At 69.2% G+C, this 21757-nt stretch carries 21 protein-coding genes and 2 pseudogenes; 6 read left to right on the plus strand and 17 right to left on the minus strand.

Going from position 1 to position 21757, the window contains the following annotated elements; genetic code table 11:
- Positions 1–3 precede the first annotated feature (3 nt).
- The 3 genes from R0D99_RS08935 (at position 4) to R0D99_RS08945 (ending at position 2758) form a co-directional block, all read left to right on the plus strand.
- Positions 4–249 (plus strand): hypothetical protein, encoded by a 246-nt coding sequence (locus tag R0D99_RS08935; RefSeq protein ID WP_317747906.1) that lies wholly within the window; start codon positions 4–6, stop codon positions 247–249.
- A gap of 85 nt (positions 250–334) precedes the next feature.
- Entirely contained in the window at positions 335–1678 is a 1344-nt protein-coding gene (tadA, locus tag R0D99_RS08940; protein WP_317747907.1) for a tRNA adenosine(34) deaminase TadA, read from the plus strand.
- A gap of 93 nt (positions 1679–1771) precedes the next feature.
- Positions 1772–2758, plus strand: a complete 987-nt coding sequence (locus tag R0D99_RS08945; RefSeq protein ID WP_317747908.1) for an LD-carboxypeptidase — start codon at positions 1772–1774, stop codon at positions 2756–2758.
- Between the two features lie 23 nt (positions 2759–2781).
- On the opposite strand, the gene R0D99_RS08950 is transcribed toward R0D99_RS08945, so the two are convergent.
- From R0D99_RS08950 to mltG, 7 genes and pseudogenes are all read right to left on the minus strand, one after another.
- A complete protein-coding gene (locus tag R0D99_RS08950; RefSeq protein WP_317747909.1) occupies positions 2782–3114 on the minus strand; it encodes a hypothetical protein in 333 nt (110 codons plus the stop codon).
- 408 nt (positions 3115–3522) lie between these two features.
- Positions 3523–4194: an ankyrin repeat domain-containing protein gene (locus tag R0D99_RS08955; protein ID WP_317747910.1), complete on the minus strand. Its 672-nt coding sequence runs from the start codon at positions 4192–4194 to the stop codon at positions 3523–3525.
- The gene (locus tag R0D99_RS08960; protein ID WP_317747911.1) at positions 4191–4997 is read right to left on the minus strand and encodes a TatD family hydrolase; all 807 of its coding nucleotides are present in this window, start codon (positions 4995–4997) and stop codon (positions 4191–4193) included. The genes R0D99_RS08955 and R0D99_RS08960 overlap by 4 nt, the downstream gene beginning before the upstream one ends.
- Before the next feature lie 87 nt (positions 4998–5084).
- Entirely contained in the window at positions 5085–5465 is a 381-nt protein-coding gene (locus tag R0D99_RS08965; protein WP_317747912.1) for a PilZ domain-containing protein, read from the minus strand.
- A gap of 28 nt (positions 5466–5493) precedes the next feature.
- Positions 5494–6496 (minus strand): annotated as a pseudogene (holB, locus tag R0D99_RS08970) (DNA polymerase III subunit delta').
- On the minus strand, positions 6484–7143 hold the full coding sequence (gene tmk / locus R0D99_RS08975; RefSeq protein ID WP_317747913.1) for a dTMP kinase: 660 nt from the start codon (positions 7141–7143) through the stop codon (positions 6484–6486). Before tmk ends, holB begins: the two are co-directional and overlap by 13 nt.
- Before the next feature lie 124 nt (positions 7144–7267).
- The gene (mltG, locus tag R0D99_RS08980) at positions 7268–8263 is read right to left on the minus strand and encodes an endolytic transglycosylase MltG (protein WP_317747914.1); all 996 of its coding nucleotides are present in this window, start codon (positions 8261–8263) and stop codon (positions 7268–7270) included.
- Positions 8264–8309: 46 nt separating this feature from the next.
- On the opposite strand from mltG, the gene R0D99_RS08985 reads away from it, so the two are divergent.
- Entirely contained in the window at positions 8310–9254 is a 945-nt protein-coding gene (locus R0D99_RS08985; RefSeq protein ID WP_317747915.1) for a folate-binding protein, read from the plus strand.
- 79 nt (positions 9255–9333) lie between these two features.
- Here R0D99_RS08985 and R0D99_RS08990 read toward each other — a convergent pair whose 3' ends face one another.
- From R0D99_RS08990 to R0D99_RS09015, 6 genes and pseudogenes are all read right to left on the minus strand, one after another.
- Positions 9334–10245 (minus strand): porin, encoded by a 912-nt coding sequence (locus R0D99_RS08990; protein ID WP_317747916.1) that lies wholly within the window; start codon positions 10243–10245, stop codon positions 9334–9336.
- Between the two features lie 268 nt (positions 10246–10513).
- The gene (locus R0D99_RS08995; RefSeq protein ID WP_317747917.1) at positions 10514–11383 is read right to left on the minus strand and encodes a YbgC/FadM family acyl-CoA thioesterase; all 870 of its coding nucleotides are present in this window, start codon (positions 11381–11383) and stop codon (positions 10514–10516) included.
- A gap of 243 nt (positions 11384–11626) precedes the next feature.
- Complete coding sequence (locus R0D99_RS09000) at positions 11627–12601, minus strand: alpha/beta hydrolase (RefSeq protein ID WP_317747918.1); 975 nt, start codon at positions 12599–12601, stop codon at positions 11627–11629.
- Between the two features lie 138 nt (positions 12602–12739).
- Positions 12740–13261 carry a DUF3011 domain-containing protein gene (locus R0D99_RS09005; RefSeq protein WP_317747920.1) on the minus strand — a complete coding sequence of 174 codons (522 nt, stop codon included), beginning with the start codon at positions 13259–13261 and terminating at the stop codon, positions 12740–12742.
- Between the two features lie 76 nt (positions 13262–13337).
- A pseudogene (locus tag R0D99_RS17335) lies at positions 13338–13862 on the minus strand (DUF3011 domain-containing protein); the annotation flags it as partial.
- Between the two features lie 120 nt (positions 13863–13982).
- On the minus strand, positions 13983–14888 hold the full coding sequence (locus R0D99_RS09015) for a fumarylacetoacetate hydrolase (RefSeq protein WP_317747922.1): 906 nt from the start codon (positions 14886–14888) through the stop codon (positions 13983–13985).
- Between the two features lie 66 nt (positions 14889–14954).
- Here R0D99_RS09015 and R0D99_RS09020 point away from each other — a divergent pair, with 66 nt between their 5' ends.
- Entirely contained in the window at positions 14955–16091 is a 1137-nt protein-coding gene (locus R0D99_RS09020; protein ID WP_317747923.1) for an iron-containing alcohol dehydrogenase, read from the plus strand.
- Between the two features lie 24 nt (positions 16092–16115).
- Here R0D99_RS09020 and R0D99_RS09025 read toward each other — a convergent pair whose 3' ends face one another.
- Together R0D99_RS09025 and R0D99_RS09030 are read right to left on the minus strand one after the other, a co-directional pair.
- Positions 16116–17270: a phospholipase gene (locus R0D99_RS09025; protein ID WP_317747924.1), complete on the minus strand. Its 1155-nt coding sequence runs from the start codon at positions 17268–17270 to the stop codon at positions 16116–16118.
- Between the two features lie 8 nt (positions 17271–17278).
- Entirely contained in the window at positions 17279–17641 is a 363-nt protein-coding gene (locus tag R0D99_RS09030; RefSeq protein ID WP_317747925.1) for a DsrE/DsrF/TusD sulfur relay family protein, read from the minus strand.
- Positions 17642–17838: 197 nt separating this feature from the next.
- Here R0D99_RS09030 and R0D99_RS09035 point away from each other — a divergent pair, with 197 nt between their 5' ends.
- Complete coding sequence (locus tag R0D99_RS09035) at positions 17839–18042, plus strand: hypothetical protein (RefSeq protein WP_317747926.1); 204 nt, start codon at positions 17839–17841, stop codon at positions 18040–18042.
- 56 nt (positions 18043–18098) lie between these two features.
- Here R0D99_RS09035 and R0D99_RS09040 read toward each other — a convergent pair whose 3' ends face one another.
- Positions 18099–20516 (minus strand): Tex family protein, encoded by a 2418-nt coding sequence (locus R0D99_RS09040; protein ID WP_317747927.1) that lies wholly within the window; start codon positions 20514–20516, stop codon positions 18099–18101.
- Between the two features lie 169 nt (positions 20517–20685).
- Positions 20686–21597 (minus strand): SDR family oxidoreductase, encoded by a 912-nt coding sequence (locus tag R0D99_RS09045; RefSeq protein WP_317747929.1) that lies wholly within the window; start codon positions 21595–21597, stop codon positions 20686–20688.
- Positions 21598–21757: the final 160 nt, after the last annotated feature.

The following is a 21757-nucleotide window of genomic DNA, read 5'->3' on the forward strand; positions in this document are numbered from 1 at the left end:
ACCATGCGCCTGCTCGGACTTGTCGGCCTGCTTGCCGCCCTCGTCATCGTCGGCCTGCTGGCCAAGACATCGCTGCGTGGCACGCGCCCCGTGCTGCCGTCCGCCGCGGTCGTGGTGCCCGGCACCCCGCCGGCCGTGCCCGCCTCCAGCGTGCGCGCACAGGCGCAGCAGATGCAGCAACAGGTCCAGCAAGCGCTGGACGCCGCCATGCAGCAGTCCGCCCGCAGCGTGCCGGACGATGCGCGCTGAAGGCGAAAGCGGCAAAACGGGCCATCTTGAGAATGCACATCCACCATGACTGACGAGCGCACCCCCCCTCGACGACATCGCCGCCATGCGCCTAGCGCTGGCCGAAGCGCGCGCCGCCGCCGCCGCGGGCGAAGTGCCGGTGGGCGCCGTGGTCGTCAAGGACGGGCGCGTCATCGCCACCGGCCGCAACGCGCCCGTGGCGGGGCACGATCCGACCGCGCATGCCGAAATCGCGGCGCTGCGCGCAGCGGCGCAGGCGCTGGGCAATTACCGGCTGGACGGCTGCACGCTGTTCGTCACGCTGGAGCCCTGCGCCATGTGCGCCGGTGCCATGCTGCACGCGCGGCTCGATCGGGTGGTGTACGGCGCGGCCGATCCCAAGACAGGGGCGGCGGGCTCGGTCGTCAACCTGTTGGGCGAGCCGCGGCTGAACCACCGCACGGCGGTGCAGGGCGGCGTGCTGGCGGACGAATGCGCGGCGCTGCTGCACGACTTCTTCAGGCCGCGCCGCGTCAACCCCAGCCCATTGCGCGACGACGCGCTGCGCCCGCCGGACGCGGCCTTTGCCGACCTGCCCGGTTACCCGTGGGCGCCGCACTACGTCAGTGATTTGCCGGCGCTGAACGGCTTGCGCATGCACTATCTGGACGAGGGGCCGGCCGACGCGCGCCGCACGTGGCTGTGCCTGCACGGCAATCCGGCGTGGAGTTACCTGTACCGGCACATGATCCCGGTCTTTGTGGGCGCGGGCGACCGCGTGGTGGCGCCCGACCTGATCGGCTTTGGCAAAAGCGACAAACCCAAGAAAGCGGCGGCGCACACCTTTGCGTGGCATCGCCAGGTGCTGCTGGACCTGGTCGAGCGGCTGGACCTGCGCGACGTGGTGCTGGTGGTGCAGGACTGGGGTGGCCTGCTGGGGCTGACGCTGCCCATGGCCGCACCGCAGCGCTACCGCGGCCTGCTGGTGATGAACACCACGCTGGCCACGGGCGACGTGCCGTTGTCGGATGGTTTCATCGCGTGGCGCGACTGGTGCGCCAAGAACCCGGCGTTCGACGCGGGCCGCCTGTTCGCGCGCGGCAACCCGCAGCTGTCCAAGGCCGAATGCGCGGCCTACATGGCGCCGTTTCCGGACGCCGGCCACCGCGCCGCGACGCGCGCGTTTCCGGACATGGTGCCCGAATGCGCGGACGACGATGGCGCCGCCGTGTCGCGCGAAGCGCGCGAATTCTGGCGCCACGCCTGGCAAGGCCGCAGCCTCATGGCCGTGGGCGCGCAAGACCCGGTGCTGGGGCCGCCGGTGATGTCGGTTCTGCAGCGCGACATCCGTGGCTGCCCCGAACCGTGGCTGCTGCCGCAGGCGGGCCACTTCGTGCCCGAGCAGGGCCGCGTGATCGCCGAAAGGGCGGTCAGCCACTTCGCCCGCTGAAGGGGCGTGCGACGCGGTTGAATATAATTTTGATAGCTGCCTGCCCAGTCACAGAGCGGGCAGGGGCATCATTTTGTTGAAATTGGGTTGACCATGGCACATGTGTACGTCTATTCCCCCTCGGGCGCGGTGCGCGACCGCGCCGCCTTCCAGCGCGGGGTCCAGCGGCTGAAGGCGCTGGGGCACGATGTCGAGGTCGATCCGGTCGCGCTGACCAGCTGGCAGCGCTTTGCGGGCGACGACGCCACGCGTCTGGCCGCCATCGGCCGCGCGGCGGCCAGCGGCGCCGATGTGGCGCTGATCTCGCGCGGCGGCTACGGCTTGACGCGCTTGCTGCCCGACATCCCGTACCGTCAGATCGCCCGCGCCATCGACAAGGGCACGCGATTTGTCGGCTTCAGCGACTTCACCGTGCTGCAACTGGCGCTGCTGCAACAGGGCGGCGGCGTCACCTGGGCCGGCCCGGCGCTGTGCGAAGGCTTTGGCGCGGCCGATGCCGGCGACGCCGCCGAGGGGCATGGCGGTGCAGGGCAGGGCGACGGCCCCGACGAGATCATGCTGGCCTGCTTCGACGACATGGTGACCGGCGCGGGCGAAGGCACCGGCTGGCGTCTGCCCGCACGCGACCTGGCCGCGTTGGATCCGAAAGGCGGACTGCTGGCCCGCAACGCCCCGCTGTGGGGCGGCAACCTGGCCATGGTGCTGTCGCTGCTGGGCACACCGTGGTGGCCGCAGATCAAGGGCGGTGTGCTGTTTCTGGAGGACGTGAGCGAGCACCCGTACCGCGTCGAACGCATGCTGACCCAGTTGCTGCACGCCGGCGTGCTGGCGCGGCAGAAGGCCATTGTGCTGGGTCAGTTCACCGACTATCAGCTGAGCCCGCACGACCGCGGCTATTCGATGGCCAAGGTCGTCGATGGGCTGCGCGCACGGCTCAAGGTGCCGGTGCTGACGGGGCTGCCGTTTGGGCATGTGCCCACCAAGGTGCTGCTGCCCGTGGGCTTGAAGGTGGATCTGCTGGTCGAAAACCGGGATGCCCTGGTGCTGTGGGGGGCACCGTCACTGATCGACGGGTTTTGACCGGCGCGGCGCCGGGCAGGCGGTCAGAGCCGCAGCGAGGTCGACCGGCTGGCCATGCCCTTGGGCAGCATGCCGTCAAACAGCTCGGACAGCGCGGCCATGCGCTTGCGGGCCTTCTTTTCGCCGTGCAGGCCCGCCAGGGCGGCCATCAGATCGGCGCGGGCGTACCACAGGTCCAGCGCGTCGGCGCCCATGCGGATGCGCCGCGCCACGTGCGGATACTGACTGGCGCCGATGTCGCCCAGCAGGTCGAGCATGGCGAAGCGAATGTCTTCGACACGGGCGTGTTCCGACTTGTGACCTGACAGGCGTGCGTACCAGGCGCCCAGCCCATCCAGCTTGAACCATCGCGTCATCGGCTATCCACAACTTGCTTACGGACGATTACGAATGGTTTCGATGTTAGTCGGCCCACCGACCATTGGCCAGCCAGCGAGAGACAACAAGGCTTCATTCCGTGAAAAAACAACGACGTACGCAGCATTTCGAATGCAGTGTGACGGCGTCGGACTGTGGCGCGTCATGGGGTGACGACGGTGTTGAGGTGCGAAAAGTGGTCTTTTGCCTTAAGACGGCGAAACAGAGGGCGATGGCCCGAAGGGCGAGCGCCGGCACATCCATCGGCTCAACTCTGTCTGTGTATTAACATAAGACACATTGTATGAAGTCAAGCAACCGCCAAGTCAAAAGCCTTCAACCACCCATACCACCGCAAATGCATCAACAGACGCCAGCCGCCAATGGCCTCCGGCCCCCAACCCCCATCACCACTGCCCACGTGGCGCCTGACCGGGCTGGGGGCGCATGCGCAGGCCGGCTTCGATCAGTTCGACGGAATCCGGTCGTTCGGCACGTCGGGCAAAGTCCAGCGCGGTCATGCCTTGCTGGTTGCGCATGTTCAGGTCGGCGCCGGCTTCGATCAGCAGCTTGACGGCCTGCGGCGTGCCGTACGACGCGGCCATCATCAGCGGCGTGGTGCCGTTGGGCGATTCGGCGTCGATGAAGGCATGTTCGTCCAGCAACAGGCGCATCACGTCCAGCTGGCCACCGGTGGCCGCGTAATGCAGCGGCGTCCAGCCCGGCTTGTTGACGTCGGCGTCCTTGGCGATCAGTTGCCGGGCGATATCCAGTTGGCCTTTGAGCGCCGCCATCATCAGCGGGCTCTCGTCCGACGCGTTGCGGGTCTCAGCCTTGAAACGCGGTGACTCCATCAGTTGCCGGGCGACCTTCAGCGAACCTTCCTGAAGCGCCATGTACATGCCCGGCACGCCTTTTTCGTTCTTGCTGTTGGGGTCGACGCCGCTCGCCAGCAGGTTGCGCATGGCGATGTCGTTGTCCTGCTTGATGGCGCGAAAGAACGGCCCCGTGTCCTGGGCCCAGGCCAGCGGCAGCGTGGCGGCAAAGATCAGGGCGGCGGAAAGCTGGCGTAGTCTCATGACGAAACCCTCGAAAACAAACGGGTGAAATTGGCGCTGGTGATCTCGCCGATGCGCTCTGTGGTGGTGCCGCGCAATTCGGCCAGGCGCGCTGCCACGTGGGGCACGTAGGCCGGCGTGTTGGTCTTGCCGCGGTACGGCACGGGCGCCAGGTAGGGCGAATCGGTTTCGATCAGCAGCCGGTCATCGGGCACCAGCGCACCGACTTCGTGCAGTTCGCGCGCGTTCTTGAAGGTGACGATGCCGGACAGCGAAATGTAAAACCCCAGGTCCAGCGCGGCGCGTGCCACTTCGCGCGTTTCGGTGAAGCAGTGAAACACGCCGCCCGCACTGCCAGCGCCGCCGTCCTCGCCCTCCTCCTCCAGGATGGCCAGCGTATCCTGGGACGCCGCGCGGGTGTGGATGACCAGCGGCACCGCCGCCTGCCGCGCGGCGCGGATGTGCACCCGGAAGCGGTCGCGTTGCCACGCCATGTCGGCGATGTCGCGGCCGCCCTTGCGTTCTTCCATCTGGTAATAGTCCAGCCCGGTTTCGCCCACGGCCACCACCTTGGGCAGGCGCAGCGCGGCCAGCAGTTCGTCGACGTCGGGCTCGTGCACGTTTTCGCTGTCGGGGTGCACGCCGGCCGTGGCCCAGAAGTTGTCATATTGGGCGGCCAGGGCCTGCACGCGCGGAAATTCTTCCATCGTGGTGCTGATGCACAGCGCGCGCGTGACCCGCGCGGCAGCCATCTCGGCCCGCACGCGGGCCATGTCGCCCGCGAGTTCGGGAAAAGTCAGGTGGCAGTGGGAATCGGTGAACATGCCAGGGCCGGCAGAAAAAGAGGGGCACGGCACAGACAACCGGCATCTCTGCCGATGCTAGCAGAGCGGGTGCCCGCCCGCTGGCGCTCAGATGGTCTGCGTCGCGCGGTCGCTTCGCAGCGCCGAGCCCAGAATCTGCTCGATGCGCTGCTTCAGCTGTTCGGACTTTTCGTCCTTGGGAAAGCGGATGCCCACGCCCTGCGTGCGGTTGCCGGTCGACCGCGCCGGCGTGATCCACGCCACCTTGCCCGCCACCGGGTAGCGCTGCGGGTCGTCCGGCAGCGTGATCAGCACGTACATGTCGTCGCCCAGCTGGTAGTCGCGCGTCGTTGGGATGAACATGCCGCCCTCGGCAAACATGGGGATGTAGGCCGCGTACAGCGCCGCGCGTTCCTTGATCGCCAGCTGGATGACGCTGGGGCGCGGCGTGGCGGCGGAGCCGGTCAGGGGCGTGGGGCTGGTGGACATGGCGGGGCGCAAAGTCGATGCGAGGGGTTCAGCGGCGTGAGTTTAGGGCCTGGCGGGCGGCGCTGACCAGCGCTTCCGTCGCCAGGCCGTCGTTCAGCGGGTGGTCGGCCGTGCGCGCCGATTGGGCCAGTTGCTGCCACCAGCGCGCCAGCGCCGGCAGCGACAGCGGGCCTTGCGGCAGGTCGGCCGCGTCAAAAAAAGCGCGGCGCGGCCCCCACGCGCAGCGCCATCAGGTCGTGGCACAGCTTCTGCAGCCGCGCCACCGCTTCGGGCCGTGGCACGTCGGCCAGCGCCGTGACGTCGCCTTTGGCCAGCGCGCGCGGCAGCAAGGACCAGCGGCGCGCGCTGTCCTTGGCCTGGGCCAGGGCCAGCGCCTCGGCCGGCCGGCCGCCGGCGGCGCGCAGCAGGGCGGCGCCCTCCTCGCCCGCCACGCCTTGCGCGCCCAGCCAGGCCAGGGCTTCCGCCGTGTCGGGCCAGTCCAGCGTGTGCGTCTGGCAACGGCTTCGAATGGTGGGCAGCAGCTGGTGCTCGGCGTCGGTCGCCAGGGCAAAGCGCACGTCGCCGGGCGGCTCTTCCAGCGTCTTGAGCAACGCGTTGGCGGTCACCGCGTTCATGCGCTCGGCCGGATAGACCAGCACCACCTTGCCGCGCCCGCGGCCGCTGGTGCGCTGGGCAAATTCGATCACGTCGCGCATGGCATCGACGCGAATGTCCTTGCTGGGCTTGCGCTTCTTGTCGTCGATGTCGGCCTGCGCCTTTTCGGGCAGCGGCCAGCCCAGCGCGATCATGTCGGCTTCGGGCATCAGCACGGCCAGGTCGGCGTGCGTGTGCACGTCGATGCCGTGGCAGCTGGCGCACTGGCCGCAGGCGCCCTGCGGCGTGGGCTGGTCACACAGCCAGGCGCGGGCCAGGCCCAGCGCCAGCTCGAACTGGCCCAGCCCCGACGGCCCCTGCAGCAGCCAGGCGTGGCCACGGCGCGCCAGCAGGGCTTGCAGCTGGCGGGCGATCCACGGCGCCGTCACGACAGCCACCCCCTGCCCTGCACCGCTGCCCGCACGTCGGCACCCACGGCCTCGCGCGGCTGGTCGGCGTTGATGCGGGCAAAGCGCGCGGGCGACTCGGCGGCGCGGCGTGCGTAGCCGGCGCGCACGGCGTCAAAAAAGGCGGCCGGCTGCGCTTCGAACTTGTCGGGCACGCGCGCGCCGCTCAGCCGCCGTGCGGCGACGTCGGGCGGCAGGTCGAACCAGATCGTCAGGTCGGGCTGGACCAGCGGATTTTCAGTCAAATCGGGCGCCAGCCCTTTCTGGTTCTGCGCAAGATGCTCTAAAATAGATAGCGATTGCCAGTCGAAGCCGCGCCCGCCGCCCTGGTAGGCAAAGGTGGCATCGGTAAAACGGTCGCACAGCACCACGTCGCCGCGCGCCAGGGCGGGCGCGATGATCTGCGCCAGGTGGTCGCGTCGGGCAGCGAACATCAGCAGCGCCTCGGTCAGTGCGTCCATCGGCTCGTGCAGCACCAGCGCGCGGATTTTTTCGGCCAGCGGCGTGCCGCCCGGCTCGCGCGTTCGCACCACGGTGCGGTCGGCGCGCACAAAGGCGTCGGCCAGCGCGTCGATGTGGGTCGACTTGCCCGCACCGTCGATGCCCTCGAAGCTGATGAACAGGCCGGGTACGGTCATGCGGCCATGCCTGAGAAGAACGTGAACACCAGAAACGCCGCGCGCGCATCTGCGCCGCGGGCTGGCGTTGTCCCCCCTCGCGCAGCAGAGGGGGGAAGGCGCGTCAGCGACTCAGGGGGGTGTTTCACTGCCCTCCCCGCTGGTATTTGTTGACAGCGCGGTTGTGCTCGCCCAGCGATTCGCTGAAGTGGCTGCTGCCGTCGCCGCGCGCCACGAAGTACAGCGCCTTGGTCTGTGCCGGCTGCACCGCCGCCAGCAGCGAGGCCTTGCCCGGCATGGCGATGGGCGTGGGCGGCAGGCCGGCGCGGGTGTAGGTGTTCCAGGGCGTGTCGGCCTGCAGGTGGCTGCGGCGCAGGTTGCCGTCGAAGGCGTCGCCCAGGCCATAGATCACCGTCGGGTCGGTCTGCAGCCGCATGCCGATGCGCAGGCGGTTGACGAACACGCCGGCCACGTGGGTGCGGTCGCCGGCCTGCCCGGTTTCCTTTTCGACGATGCTGGCCAGGATCAGCGCTTCGTCGGCGCTTTTCAGCGGCAGGCCGGGCGCGCGCGCATCCCACGCGGCCTGCAGGCGTTTTTCCATCAGCTGCATCGACTGGCGCAGCACGTCCAGGTCGCTGGCGTTCTTGAAGTAGTGGTAGGTGTCGGGGAAGAAGCGCCCCTCGGCCGCCACACCGGGCTTGCCCAGTGCCTTCATGATGTCGGCCGGCGCCATGGCCTGCGTTTCGTGGCGCAGGTGCTCGGCCTTGGCCAGCGCTTCGCGGAACTGCTTGAAAGTCCAGCCTTCGACCAGCGTCACCGCCAGCGCGATGCGGTCGCCGCGCACCATTTTTGACAGCAGGTCGGCCGGCGTCATGCCCTGCGTCACGGCGTAATCGCCCGGCTTGATGGTCTGATCGCGCCCCGCCAGGCGGAAGTACCAGCCGAGCAGATCGGGCTGCGTGCGCACGCCGCCTTCGACCGCCTTGAGCGCGGCGGTGCGGGTCGACGCGCCCTGCGGCACGGTGATTTCCACCCGTTCGGCGGTCAGCGGCAGCGGCTGCGTGGTCCACCACCAGGCCCAGCCGCCGGCCGCCAGGGCCAGCGCCAGCAGCAAAGCCAGCAATTTGATAAGGGTTCGCACAGGGTACAAAGCGTCCAGAAATCGAGCCGGCCATGATAATTCAGCCATGTCCCATGCCGTACCCCCCGTTTCGACCGCCGCCGCCCTGAACGGCGTCGCCCCCGTGCCCCAGCTGGGCGTGATCCGCGCCCAGGGCGAAGACGCCGCCTCGTTCCTGCAAGGCCAGCTGACGCAGGACGTGGTGCTGATGAAACCCGGCGAGGCGCGCCTGGCCGCCTTCTGCAACGCCAAGGGCCGCATGCTGGCCAGCTTTCAGGTGCTGAAGGTGAACCGCGACGAACTGCTGCTGGTCACCAGCGCCGACCGGCTGGCCGCTACGCAAAAACGCCTGTCGATGTTTGTGCTGCGCGCCAAGTGCAAGTTGAGCGACGCCACGACCGAGGTGGCGCTGGCTGGCCTGCTCGGCGATGCTGCGGTTTCGATAGCTGCCGGCGCTTTGCCATCCAGCGCTGGCGGTCCATTTGACCATCCGTTCACCATCGCCCTGCCGCCCGCCGATGGCACGCCGCGCGCCCTGTGGCTGGCGCCCGCCGGCACGCCGCTGCCGCCCGGCGCCACGGCCTCCGAAGCCGACTGGCTGCTGGCCGAAGTGCGCGCCGGCGTGGCCCGCATCACGCAGCCGGTGGTCGAGGCCTTTGTGCTGCAGATGCTGAACTACGAAAGCGTGGACGGCGTGAACTTCAAGAAGGGCTGCTACCCCGGCCAGGAAGTGGTCGCGCGCAGCCAGTTTCGCGGCGCCATCAAGCGGCGCGCGTTCGTCGGCCAGGTGGCGGGCGAAGCGCTGGCGGGGCAAGAAGTGTTCGACGCCGCCACGCCCGATCAGCCCGTGGGCCTGATCGCGCAGGCCGCGACCGTGCCAGCAGGCACGGCGGTCATCGCTTCGCTGCAGTTGTCGGTGGTGGCGCCGACCGCCCGACTGGTGGTCGGTGCACCCGATGGGCCCGCGCTGGCCGACGTGCACGTGCCCTACCCGCTGCTGGCCGACGTGTAGCGCCCAAGAAAAAGCCACCCGTTGAGGGTGGCTGTGAAGAACCTTGGAAAAAAACGGCCGCGCGGGACGGCCGCGGCGATCAGAACTTGTGCATGATGCCGACGCCGTAGGTGTAGCTGTACGTGTAGCCGTAGCCGTTGTTGGTGCGGCGCACGTAGTCGGCGTAGATGGAGGTGCGCTTGGACAGGTTGTAGCCGCCGAACAGTTCGGTGGCGTTGACCTTGGCGGCGGTGTTGCGCGCGTATTGCAGGCCCGCGTAGAACGCGCCGAACGGTGCCATCACGCCGGTGTGCCAGCCCTTGCCGCGCGCCACGCTTTCGCTGACGACGTAACCGGCCTGCACCTTGGCCACGCCAAAGTCGTACGAGCCGGCCAGCGCCTGCGCCGTGCGGTTGGCCGCGGTGCGCTTGGTTTCAGCGACGTAGCCGACCGACATCGGGCCGTTTTCGTAATTGACGCGGAACTGCATGCTGGACTTGCCCACGCCGGCGGTGACGTTGTCAGCCGAGAACACGTACGCCACGCCAGCCTCGAGGCCGCCCATGTTGGGCGTGACGTACTGCAGCACGCTGTTGCGGCGCGAAGAGCCGTACCAGGTCACCGGGCTGACACCCGCGTTGTCCATGGCCGACGACTGCGAGATGCCGTTGAAGTCGTAGCGGGCGTGGCCCTGGGTGCCGAACGAAGATGTGCGGCCCAGGCGCGTCGAGCCGAAGTTGCCCGACAGACCCACCCACGCCTCGCGGCCCCAGAAAGTGCCGGCTACCGAGCCGTCGTCGCCGGTGATGCCACCGCTTTCAAAGTTGAAGTTGGCCTTCAGGCCGTTGCCCAGGTCTTCGGTGCCGCGCACGCCGATGCGCGTGGGCGTATGGAAGCTCTGGCTGGCCGTCGGGCTGCCCGGCTTGCCGTTGTCGAGGCCGAGGCCGTTCACGGACGACTTGCCCAGACCAAAGTCAACCACGCCATACATGGTGACCGACGATTGCGCCATGACGGCGCCAGACACCAGCAGCGCAGCACCGGCCAGAAGGGTTTTTTTTCATGGAAATGTCTCCGAAGTGTGTGTTGGACGCGTCGGTCCGGGCGATCACCGTCACAGATGCTTGCACCGAGCCTCCCCGAGAGCACGAATTGTCACAGCGCTGTAGGAAAACAGCGCTTCTTCTGCCGGCGCCGGTCTCAAATTGTTGCAAATTGTCGACATGGGGCGACGTCGCCGCACACCATGGCCGCGGCTCGGCCGGGTCACGGCCGAGGCCTCAGTCCAGCGTCCGCGCCATGCCGATGTGGGGGATGCCCACTTCGTCGTACGGCTCACCATACGGCGCGTAGCCCAGTCGCTGATAAAAGCCCTGGGCGCTGCGCTGGGCGCCCAGCACCACGCGCCGGTCGCCGCGGGCGCGGGCGGCCTGCTCCAGCGCCTGCACCACCTGCCGGCCCACGCCGGAGCCGCGCAGCGTGCGGTCAACCGCCATGCGGCCGATGCGCGCCGTGCCGCTGGTGGCGTCGCCTTCGCGCAGCAGGCGGCCGGTGGCCACCGGCATGCCGAGCAGGTTGGTGACGAGGGCGTGCACGGCGGTCTGGTCGGCTTCGTCCCATTCGTCTTCACGGGCGATGCCCTGCTCTTCGACAAACACCGCCGTGCGCACGGCCGACGCGCCGTCGCGCAGCGTGGCCCAGTCGCCGTTCTGCACGCGGGTGACGGGCTGGCCGGCCTCGAAGGCCTCGATCAGCGCGCGCAGCGGCGCCGGCACCGGGCGGCTGGTCTGCGTGGCCGGGTCGGCGTAGACGTAGACCAGTTCGCCCGCCGTCAGCAGCTGTTCGCCCCGGAAGATGGCGCCGACGAAGGTCATGGACGAGTTGCCGATGCGGTCGCAGCGCAGCGCCACGTCCAGCCGGTCGTCCATCAGCGCCGAGGCGTTGAACTCCACCGCCGTCTTGCGCAGGAAGACATCGCCCTGCAGCCGCTGCATGGCCGCCTCGTAGGGCATGGCCAGCGCGCGCCAGTAGTCGGCGACGGCGCAGTCGAAGTACATCAGGTAGTGCGGGTTGAAGACGATCTTTTGCATGTCCACCTCGGCCCAGCGCACGCGCAGGTGATGGTGGTGGCGGAAGTCGGTGGGTTTCATGGGGCGGCGTTGAAATCAAAAATGTCTGGTGTGAGTTGGATCTCGAGAAAGACCGAATACCTGACGCAGAGGACGCAAAGGATTCGCAGAGGACGCAAAAAAACAGCCAAAAAAATTTTAAGATTTCTTCTGCGTCCTCTGCGGAATCTCTGCGTCCTCTGCGTCCGGCTGTTTTTGTCTTTTAAGAAAATCGGGCGCTCGCGCTTGCTGGATAAGCGCACGCAGCTATCGTCATCATAGCAATCAGCCCGCCGGCGCCGGCAGCCCGAAGGCCTTGCGCAGCGCCGCCGCCGCGTCCTGGTGCAGCTGGCGCGCCTCGGCGATGGCGCGGCCCATGGTGATGAAGCCGTGGATGACGCCGCGGTAAATCTCCAGATCGACCGGCACGCCAGCGGCGCGCAGCTTGTCGGCGTATTGCACGCCCTCGTCCACCAGCGGATCGCACTCGGCCAGGCCCACCCAGGCGGGCGCGACGCCGTCGACGTCGGCGCTTTTCAGCGGCGCAAAGCGCCAGTCGCTGCGGTCCACCGCGTCGATGTAGTGGTGGAAGAACCAGTCGATCAGCACCTTGTCCAGCACCGGGCCGTGCTCGAACAGGGCGTGCGAATCGGTGTCCTGGTGGTCGGTGGTGCCGGGGTAGATGAGCAGTTGCAGCGCCAGCTTCAGCCCTTCGTCGCGCGCGTGCAGGGCGCTGACGGCGGCCAGCGTACCGCCGGCCGAGTCGCCGCCGACGGCGATGCGCGTGGTGTCCAGCCCCAGCGCGCGGCCGCCCTCGCCCGCCAGCCAGTGCAGCGCGTCCCAGGCGTCGTGCACGGCCGTGGGAAAGCGCCATTCCGGCGCCAGCCTGTAGTCCAGCGACAGCACGGCGGCGCCGCTCAGCTGGCTGATGGTGCGGCAGAAGATGTCGTGCGATTCGATGCTGCCAATGGTGAAGCCGCCGCCGTGCGTGTACAGCAGCACGGGCAGCCCGGCGTCGTGGCTGGGGGCGACCAGGCGCGCGGGCAGCCGGTGGCCGTCGCGCGCCGGAATGTGCAGGTCTTCGACGCGCGCCAGCGCCGGCTTGGGCACGTCCAGTACGCCGATGGACTTGGCGTGCAGGTCCTTGGCCTGCTGGGCCGACAGCGTGTGCAGGGGCGGGTGCGGCGCCTTGGCCATGCGCTCGACCAGCAGCCGCATGGCGGGCGTCAGGCGGGCGTGGATGTCGAAGGAATGTTTCATGAAAAACCGGCGCCAGCGCTTGTCTGTCAAGCGCTGGCAGCTATCAAAATGAGAGTTGGCTATGCAGCGGCGTCGGCCGACGCGTGCCAGCCACACCGCGCATGATGCCCGACGGCGCCGGCTGCCGTCAGCCCCGCACTATCGGCCGGCGAAGCGTCCGCGGCAGCCGCGGTCGACCCAGATCTGGCCGCGGCCGTCAAAGCCCCAGCTGCGGCCCTCGTGGCAGGCGTCGCTCGACATCTGCTCGGCCAGGTAGGGGCGGCCCCAGCGCGGGTCCCACGCGCAGGCGTTGTAGCGGCGTTCGACGCTTTCGCACACCACGCCACTGCCGCCTCCGCCGTAGCCATAGGCGCCGCCGGTCTGGGCGCCGCTCCAGCCCTGCGCGGGGGCAAACTCGCCGCGGCAGCCGTAGCGCACCCAGACGCGGCCGCGGTTGTCGCTGCCCCAGCTCTGGCCTTCGACGCACGCGGATTCGGACAGCTGGCGCACCAGCGTCAGGCGCGTGGCCACGTTGGCGCGGCATTCGCGCTGGCGGCCGTTGTCGCTTTCGCAGCGGATGGCGTTGCCGTCGCTGTAGCCATAGCCCGACGGCACGCCGGGGACGGCGCCCTGGCCCCAGCCCTGCGCGGGGGCAAAGTCGCCCCGGCAGCCGTAGCGCACCCAAACGCGGCCGCGGTTGTCGCTGCCCCAGCTCTGGCCCTCGACGCAGGGGGGATTCGGACAACTGGCGCACCAGCGTCAGGCGCGTGGCCACGTTGGCGCGGCACTCGCGCTGGCGGCCTTCGTCGCTCTCGCAGCGCACGGCGTAGCCGTCGGCCTGCCCATAGGCCGGTGGCATGCCGGGCTGGGCGCCGTAGGCGTCCACGAATTCGGCGCGGCAGCCTGCCATGACCCACACCGATCCCGCGCCGCGGCTGCCCCAGGTCTGGCCCTGCACGCAGGCGCTGGACGACAGCGTGCGGGCGATGGCCGGCGGGCCGCTGAACGGCGTGCGGCATTCGGCGAACGCGCCGTCGCGGCTTTCGCACACCACGGCCTGTCCGCCGTAGCCGGCGCCATAGCCCCCTGCCGGCGCGCCGTAGCCGCCCACGGGCGCCCCGCCGTACCCACCCACCGGCGCGCCGCCATACGCGGGGCCACCCCACGGCGCCTGACCCAGTGGCTGGCCGATGGGCCGGTCGTACTGGGCGTGCCCGGTCAGCGGCGCCAGGCCCACGGCGGCCAGCGCCAGCGCGGCGGCCACGGTGCGAAAACGATTCATCTTGTTCTCCTGCAAATGGGGTCGGGATGCAGCCTCAACGCGCCGCGCCACCGCCGCGTTGTCGGGCGGCGCCGACGGCGCACGCGCGCCCTGCCCCGTGGCCAGTGGCGTGGGGCGTCGTCAGCGGAAGTTCACCGTCACCGGCTGCAGCCCGGCCACGCCGTCGTAATGCACGGTCGCCGTCAGGCCTGGCTTGGGCGGCAGCAGGGCCGAGAACGAACCCAGGCTGATGACCTGCCCCGGCCGCATGGCCAGCCCCTGGGCTTTCAGCGCCTGGGCCAGCCAGACCACGGCGTTCAGCGGGTGGCCCAGCACGTCGCTGCCCTTGCCGCCGCCCAGCGCCGCGCCCTGCGCGTCGACCAGGCGCACATTCATGTCGCGCAACTGGTCGGACAGACGCGCCCGGCCCGCCGCGTCGGCCGGCACCGCCAGCGGCGCGCCGCGCACACCCAGCCGGGCGCCGACGTTGATGGCGCTGATGCCCGCGCCGTTGAGCTTGGGCGGGGTCTGCACCAGCAGGTCGGGCAGTTCGATGAACGGGATGATCTGGTCCACGCTGGCCAGCACCTCGGCGGGCGTCTTGGCGCTGTTGATGGCGGCGTCTTTCACGCGCACCAGCAGGTCGGCCTCGTACAGCGGACGCGAGCCGAAGCTGGCGTCCAGCGTGGCGCCGCTGTGGAGCAGCATGTTGGCGTACAGCGCGCCCCACACCGGCTGGTCGGTATTGAAGCGCTTTTGCACCGCCGGGTTGGTCAGCCCCGCCTTGTAGCCCACCAGCGGCCCAGCCTGCGCCGCCAGCCGCTGCTGCAGCTTGCCGCGCGTGCACACGGCGTCGGCCATGGTCAGCTCGGCCGGCAGGTCGGTGGCGGGACGGCGCCCGTTGTAGTCGGCCATCAGACGGTCGACGGCGCCATCGGCCAGGCAGCCCGGCGTGGGGGCGATGACCGGTGCGACGGTGGTGGCGCAGCCGGCCAGCAGGGCCACGGCGGCGCCCACGGCCAGGGTTTGTAGCGTGCGGGACTTCATGCGGCGATCTCCTCGGGGGTTTGATTGAATAATGAAGCCGCTGCATCGTACTTTGGAAAACATCGCATGGCCCTCATCCAATACCTGACGCAAATCGAATTCGACTACGGCGCGCTGGCGCAGATCCAGGCGCATTGCCAGCGCGCCGGCATCACGCGCGCGCTGGTCGTCACCGACAAGGGCGTGCGCGCCGCCGGCGTGCTGCAGCCGGTGCTGGACGCGCTGGGCGACGTGGCCGTGGCGGTGTTCGACGACGTGCCGTCCAACCCCACCGAAGCCGCCGTGCGCGGCGCGGCCGACGTGTACCGCACGCAGGACTGCGACGGCCTGGTCGCCGTCGGTGGCGGCAGCCCGATCGACTGCGCCAAGGGCGTGGCCATTGCCGCCACGCACCCCGGCCCGCTCAAGACCTACGCCACCATCGAAGGCGGCAGCCCGAAGATCACCGACGCCGCCGCGCCGCTGATCGCCGTGCCCACCACCGCCGGCACTGGCAGCGAGGTGGCGCGCGGCGCCATCGTCATCGTCGACGACGGGCGCAAGCTGGGTTTTCACAGCTGGAGCCTGATGCCCAAGGCCGCCATCTGCGACCCGGCGCTGACGCTGGGCCTGCCGCCGCCGCTGACCGCCGCCACCGGCATGGACGCCATCGCGCACTGCATGGAAGTGTTCATGGCGCCGGCCTTCAACCCGCCGGCCGACGGCATCGCGCTGGAAGGCCTGCGGCGCGGCTGGGCGCACATCGAGCGCGCCACGCGCGATGGCAGCGACCGCGAGGCGCGCCTGAACATGATGGCCGCCAGCGTCCACGGCGCCATGGGCTTTCAGAAAGGGCTGGGCTGCGTGCACAGCTTGAGCCACAGCCTGGGCGGCGCCAACCCGCGGCTGCACCACGGCACGCTGAACGCGGTGTTTCTGCCGGCCGTGGTCCGCTTCAACGCCGGGGCTGAGAGCATTCAAAAAGAAGAGCGCCTGGCCCGCATGGCGCAAGCGATGGGGCTTGAAAAAGGCGCTGACGTGGCTCAGGCCGTGCACGACATGACCGCGCGCCTGGGCCTGCCCACCGGCCTGCGCGCCATGGGCGTGACGGAAGACCTGTTCGACGCCGTGATCGAGCACGCCCTGCTCGACCACTGCCACAAGACCAACCCGCGCATCGCCAGCGCGGAGGACTATCGGCGCATGCTGGCCGCGTCGATGTAAGCCCGGCAACAAGGCCGGCGCCGCTCACAGCGGCAGCAGCCGTGCCGGGTCTGGGCGCGACAGCCAGGCTTCGAATTCATCCGCCAGTTGGTTCGCGGCTTGCACCGCGATGGTCCAGGCGCGCACGCGCTCGGGGTGCGACAGGTGCTGGAAGTCGGTGCGGTCGGGCAGTTTGGCGCCAGGCAAGGTCTTGACCCAGTCGGGGTTGGGCGCCAGCAGCAGCATGCCGTCGAGGAAGGGCGTGGCGCGGTGGCGGCGGCGCAGCGGCTTGTCAAGCCAGCCAGGCACCACGGCTTGCTGGAAGTGCGGGTACAGCACCAGCCCGGGCGACGATGGTGTCACCTCAGGTTCTGACGCTTTTTCGGCTCCGGCGCTGATCTGGTGCGCGTGTGCAGCTATCGAATGTGAAGCAAGATAGTCCAGGTGCAGGTGGTAGTCGGTGATGCCGCCGTCCCAGTAGGCGCCGCGCGGTGCGCCCGGAATGTCGTGCACCGCCTTCAGCATGAAGGGGATCGAGCCGCTGGCCTGCAGCGCCGGGTAGAAGTTGTCCGCTGTCAGCGTGGCCCGGTGCGTGCGGTAGTCGCGCGTGCCAAAGGGCAGCGGCGGCAGCGCGCCGTCGTGCGGGGCCGAGAACACCACGCGCTCCAGCCAGGCGCCCATGGCGGCGCGGCTGGCCAGGTTGGTCATGCCCGCGCCCAGGTAACCGGCGGCGGTGCGCCAGCGCCCTTCGCGGCCCAGCAGGTGGCGCCCGCGCGTGGTCATCACGTGCAGCCGGTAGCGCGGGTGCGACAGGATGTCCGGCACGTGGCCTTCGAACATGGCGCGCAGGTTGTCGGCAAAGGTGGCGCTGACCTGCTCGGGCGGCGGCAGCTTGCGCCCGGGCGGCGCCTTCATGTCGCCGTGGATGTAGCCGTGCTCCAGCGCCTCGAACCCGGCCACCGCATGCGGCATGCAGGCCGTGGCCATGCGCCAGGCGCCGATGCTGGCGCCCACCAGGTCCACCGGCTGCGCGCTTTGCGCCAGCCAGCGGCCGAAGATGAAGCGGTCCAGCGGCCCCAGCATCAAGCCCTTGGGCCCGCCGGCGGCGGCAGGAATCACGCCGATGTCCGACGGCGCCAGCCCGTGGCGCTCGATGTGGCGGCGCGCGGCCGGCCCGGCGTACAGCCGCAGTGCCTGCATGGGCGCCGTCAGAAGGTGATGACCTTGTCGGCGCGCAGCGTGGCGTCGGCCAGTTCGGCCAAGGTGCCGATGGTGACGCCGCCGACCAGCGGCAGGTTCAGCAAGCCGCGATTGCCGGCGCAGGTCTTGCACAGGCGCACGGGCACGCCGTGGCCGATGAGTTGCTCCAGCATCTTCTGCAGCGTGTTGCCCGAGGCGTCCTGCTGGTCGGGCAGTGCCAGCACCGTGGCGTCGGACATCAGGAACACGTCGAGCGCGGGCGCCTCGCCCTCGCGCCCCGCCAACGCCAGCGCCAGCGCCAGCCGCAGCGCGGACAGGCAACGCTCGCTGCCGTAGGGCGGTGCGTGGACGATGATGAGAATCTTCTGCATGGTGACAAGCCTTCCAATTGCCAGTCCGCCGATCGTAGCGCGCCACGTGCGATGCATCTGGTCACGGTTTGTCGCGCTTTGGGTCGGAACCCCCCGGGGCATGAGGGGTTCACACCTTCATCGCCGCGTCACGAAGCCGTGGCATACCCGGTGTGCCGCCCCACTTGGGGCACCGCCCAGGATCAAAGGAGACAGCCGTGCATTCCTTGTTTTCAAAACTCACCCTGCGCTGGGTCGAAGTGGTGACCGGCGCCGCGCACGTCGACACCGCCTTGCGCGCCGCCATGCGCCAAGCCGATGCCCCCGCACCCGCCCAGCGGCGCCCGAAGGCGCCGCGCGCCAGACCGGCCGCGCGCAGCCGCCCACCTGCACGCAGCGCCGTGGCGCGGCCGGCTGCCTGAACCTGTCTGCTACGAATAACGTAGCTTTCTGCGGCCGCTGGATCAGCGCCAGAGCGCTATTTGGCGCCCAATCCCTTGAGCTTTTCGAACGCCGACGCCATGGCGCTGGCAGGGGCGGGCTGGCCCGATCCCCGACCGCCCGGCGCACCTGAATAGCCGCCGCGCCCGCGACCCGCACCTTCAAAGCGGTTTTCGCGCGGCCGATCATCACCCGGTTGGCGCCGGGGCGCCTGCGCGTCCAGCTTCATCGTCAGGCTGATGCGCTTGCGCGGCACGTCGACCTCAAGTACCTTGACCTTCACGATCTGGCCGGTCTTGACGACTTCGCGCGCGTCGTTGACGAACTTGTTGGCCAGCTGGCTCACATGCACCAGCCCGTCCTGGTGCACGCCCAGATCGACGAAGGCGCCGAACTGCGCCACGTTGCTCACCGTGCCTTCCAGCACCATGCCTTCGCGCAGGTCGGCGATGTCTTCGACGCCGTCGTTGAAGCGCGCGACCTTGAAGTCGGGACGCGGGTCGCGGCCGGGCTTTTCCAGCTCGGCCAGGATGTCCTTCACCGTGATGGCGCCGAACTGCGGCGTGGCAAAGGCGTCGGGCTTGAGCGGTTTGAGCAGTTCGGCGCGGCCCATGATCTGGTCGATGGGCTTGGCCACCTTGACGATGATCTGCTCGACCACCGGATAGGTCTCGGGGTGCACGCCCGTCATGTCCAGCGGGTTGTCGCCGCCGCGGATCCGCAGGAAGCCCGCGCTCTGCTCAAACGTCTTGGGGCCGAGGCCGCTCACGTCCAGCAACTGCTGGCGACTCTTGAACGCGCCGTGCTGCTCGCGCCAGCGCACCACCGCCTTGGCGACGGTGCCCGACAGGCCCGAGACGCGGCTCAGCAGCGGCGCGCTGGCGGTGTTCAGGTCGACGCCGACGCCGTTCACGCAGTCCTCGACCACGGCATCCAGCGTGCGCGCCAGTTCGCTCTGGTTCACGTCGTGCTGGTACTGGCCGACGCCGATGGATTTGGGGTCGATCTTGACCAGTTCGGCCAGCGGGTCTTGCAGCCGCCGAGCGATGCTGGCGGCGCCGCGCAGGCTGACGTCGACATCGGGCAGCTCTTGCGAAGCGTATTCGCTGGCCGAATAGACCGAGGCACCGGCTTCGCTGATCACTACCTTTTCGATAGCTGGTCGCGCTTGTCCTGCATGCGCCGGGGCCGCTTTCTGCATCAACTTGATGAGATCGCCCGCCAGCTTGTCGGTTTCGCGGCTGGCGGTGCCGTTGCCGATGGCAATCAGTTGCACGCCGTGCTGGTCGACCAGCTTGGCCAGCGTGTGCAGGCTGCCATCCCAATCCTTGCGCGGCTCGTGCGGGTACACCGTGGCGGTGTCGACCAGCTTGCCGGTGGCGTCGCACACGGCCACTTTCACGCCGGTGCGGATGCCGGGGTCCAGCCCCATCACCACCTTCTGCCCGGCCGGCGCGGCCAGCAGCAGGTCGCGCAGGTTGTCGCCAAAGACCTTGATGGCGACTTTTTCGGCGTCTTCGCGCAGGCGGGCGAACAGGTCGCGCTCGGTGCTCAGGCTCAGCTTGACACGCCACGTCCACGCCACGCACTTGCGCAGCAGGTCGTCGGCCGGGCGGCCCTGGTGCGACCAGCCCAGGTGCAGGGCGATGCGGCCTTCGGCCAGGCTGGGGGTGGCGGCGGTTCTGGCAGCCGTAGGCGCTGGTTCCGCCTCGGGCACCACCAGCTTGGCATCCAGAATCTCCAGCTGCCGCCCGCGGAACACCGCCAGCGCGCGGTGGCTGGGCACGCGGCCGATGGGCTCGTCGTAGTCGTGGTAGTCGCGGAACTTGGCGACCTCGGGGTCGTTCTCGTTCTTGCCGGCGGCCAGTTTGCTTTGCAGCAGCCCTTCGGCCCACAGCCATTCGCGCAGCGACTGCACCAGCGCCGCGTCTTCAGCCCAGCGCTCGCTCAGGATGTCGCGCACGCCGTCCAGCACGGCGGGCACGGTGGTGAAGTCTTCGCCGCCCTCGCCTTTTTCGGCTTTGACGAACGGCTTGGCGGCCTCCTGCGGATCGAGCGTCGGGTCGGCAAACAACTGGTCGGCCAGCGGCTCGATGCCGAATTCGCGCGCGATCATGCCCTTGGTGCGGCGCTTGGGCTTGTAGGGCAGGTACAGGTCTTCCAGCTCCTGCTTCGTCGGCGCGGCGTCGATGGCGGCGCGCAGCTCGGGCGTCAGCTTGCCCTGCTCTTCGATGCTCTTCAACACCGCCGCGCGGCGGTCGCGCAGCTCGCGCAGGTAGGCCAGGCGCGCTTCCAGCTCGCGCATCTGCACGTCGTCGAGGCCGCCGGTGGCCTCCTTGCGGTAGCGGGCGATGAAGGGCACGGTGGCGCCGCCGTCGAGCAGGTCGACGGCCGACTGCACCTGGGCTTCGCGCACCTTCAGTTCGGCGGCGATCTGGGCTGTGATGGAAAGCATGGACTTTGCGGCGCCGTGCGGTGACCGGCGGCGCCCTTGAAAAAAGCGTCGGAGTTTGCCATACGGCGCGGGGGTCCGCCGGCGTCCACACACCCCTGCGTGACCGCGGCAAAAGCCGGGCGACGAGCCCGCCGCTTACCCCGTCACGCCACGCGCCGCAGCGCGCCGGTCAGGACTGCGCCGTGCGCAAGGCCTTGCGCAGCTCCACGCCAATCTCGGGCCGCTCGGCAAACGGGTCGGGCGGATTCTGGATGTTGACGATGGCGTCGGTGCGCGACTTGACGTTGCCGAGCGCCCGGGGGTGGCTGAACACGTAGAACTGGTCCTGCTCGATGGCGTCGAACACCTTGCGCGCGACGTCGGCGGCGGTCACCTTGCCGCTGCCGGTGGCCTTGTCCGTCATGGCCTGCTGGATGCGCTGGCTGGCCGTCAGTTCGGCCGCCGGCATGTCGGCCGGGCGGTTGCGCTCGCTGTTGTGGATGCCGGTGGCCACGAAGTACGGGCACAGCACGCTGGCGCTGATCTGGTCGGTGACGAGTTTCAGGTCCTGGTACAGCGATTCGGTCAGCGCCACCACGGCGTGCTTGCTGACGTTGTAGATGCCCATGTTGGGCGGCGTCAGCAGCCCGGCCATGCTGGCGGTGTTGACGATGTGGCCCTGGTACGCCGGGTCGAGGCGCGCGGCGTCCAGCATCATCGGCGTGAAGCTGCGCACGCCGTTGACGACGCCCCACAGGTTGACACCCAGCACCCATTCCCAGTCCTTGACGCTGTTTTCCCAGATCAGGCCGCCAGCGCCGACGCCCGCGTTGTTGAAGATGAAATGCGGCGCGCCGAAGGCGGCTTTCACCTCGTCGGCCAGCCGGTCCATGTCTTCGGGCTTGCTGACGTCCACGCGGCGCGCCAGCGTGCGTGCGCCGGCCGCGCGAATCTCGGCGTCGGCCGCGTCCAGCGCGTCCTGCTGGATGTCGACCAGCACCACGTTCATGCCGCGCTGCGCGGCAATGCGCGCGCACTCCAGCCCGAAGCCCGAGCCGGCGCCGGTCAGCACGGCGGTCTTGTCTTTGAAATTGTCGATCACTGGTACATCTCCTGAATGTGGATTCGTTGAAACAGCCGAACAGCCGGACGCAGAGGACGCAAAGGATTCGCAAAGGACGCAAAAGGAAAACCAAATTTTTGGCTGTTCTTTTGCGTCCTCTGCGTAACTTCTGCGTCCTCTGCGTCCGGCTGTCCTTTTT

The sequence above is a fragment of the Ottowia sp. SB7-C50 genome (genome assembly GCF_033110285.1).
Classification (GTDB): Bacteria; Pseudomonadota; Gammaproteobacteria; order Burkholderiales; family Burkholderiaceae_C; genus Ottowia.

Excerpts from the sequence above, each read along its gene's own strand:
- R0D99_RS08935 (WP_317747906.1), top strand. The coding sequence starts at position 4 with ATGCGCCTGCTCGGACTTGTCGGCCTGCTTGCCGCCCTCGTCATCGTC.
- tadA (WP_317747907.1), top strand. The coding sequence starts at position 335 with ATGCGCCTAGCGCTGGCCGAAGCGCGCGCCGCCGCCGCCGCGGGCGAA.
- R0D99_RS08945 (WP_317747908.1), top strand. The coding sequence starts at position 1,772 with ATGGCACATGTGTACGTCTATTCCCCCTCGGGCGCGGTGCGCGACCGC.
- R0D99_RS08950 (WP_317747909.1), bottom strand. The coding sequence starts at position 3,114 with ATGACGCGATGGTTCAAGCTGGATGGGCTGGGCGCCTGGTACGCACGC.
- R0D99_RS08955 (WP_317747910.1), bottom strand. The coding sequence starts at position 4,194 with ATGAGACTACGCCAGCTTTCCGCCGCCCTGATCTTTGCCGCCACGCTG.
- R0D99_RS08960 (WP_317747911.1), bottom strand. The coding sequence starts at position 4,997 with ATGTTCACCGATTCCCACTGCCACCTGACTTTTCCCGAACTCGCGGGC.
- R0D99_RS08965 (WP_317747912.1), bottom strand. The coding sequence starts at position 5,465 with ATGTCCACCAGCCCCACGCCCCTGACCGGCTCCGCCGCCACGCCGCGC.
- tmk (WP_317747913.1), bottom strand. The coding sequence starts at position 7,143 with ATGACCGTACCCGGCCTGTTCATCAGCTTCGAGGGCATCGACGGTGCG.
- R0D99_RS08985 (WP_317747915.1), top strand. The coding sequence starts at position 8,310 with ATGTCCCATGCCGTACCCCCCGTTTCGACCGCCGCCGCCCTGAACGGC.
- R0D99_RS08990 (WP_317747916.1), bottom strand. The coding sequence starts at position 10,245 with ATGGCGCAATCGTCGGTCACCATGTATGGCGTGGTTGACTTTGGTCTG.
- R0D99_RS08995 (WP_317747917.1), bottom strand. The coding sequence starts at position 11,383 with ATGAAACCCACCGACTTCCGCCACCACCATCACCTGCGCGTGCGCTGG.
- R0D99_RS09000 (WP_317747918.1), bottom strand. The coding sequence starts at position 12,601 with ATGAAACATTCCTTCGACATCCACGCCCGCCTGACGCCCGCCATGCGG.
- R0D99_RS09015 (WP_317747922.1), bottom strand. The coding sequence starts at position 14,888 with ATGAAGTCCCGCACGCTACAAACCCTGGCCGTGGGCGCCGCCGTGGCC.
- R0D99_RS09020 (WP_317747923.1), top strand. The coding sequence starts at position 14,955 with ATGGCCCTCATCCAATACCTGACGCAAATCGAATTCGACTACGGCGCG.
- R0D99_RS09025 (WP_317747924.1), bottom strand. The coding sequence starts at position 17,270 with ATGCAGGCACTGCGGCTGTACGCCGGGCCGGCCGCGCGCCGCCACATC.
- R0D99_RS09030 (WP_317747925.1), bottom strand. The coding sequence starts at position 17,641 with ATGCAGAAGATTCTCATCATCGTCCACGCACCGCCCTACGGCAGCGAG.
- R0D99_RS09040 (WP_317747927.1), bottom strand. The coding sequence starts at position 20,516 with ATGCTTTCCATCACAGCCCAGATCGCCGCCGAACTGAAGGTGCGCGAA.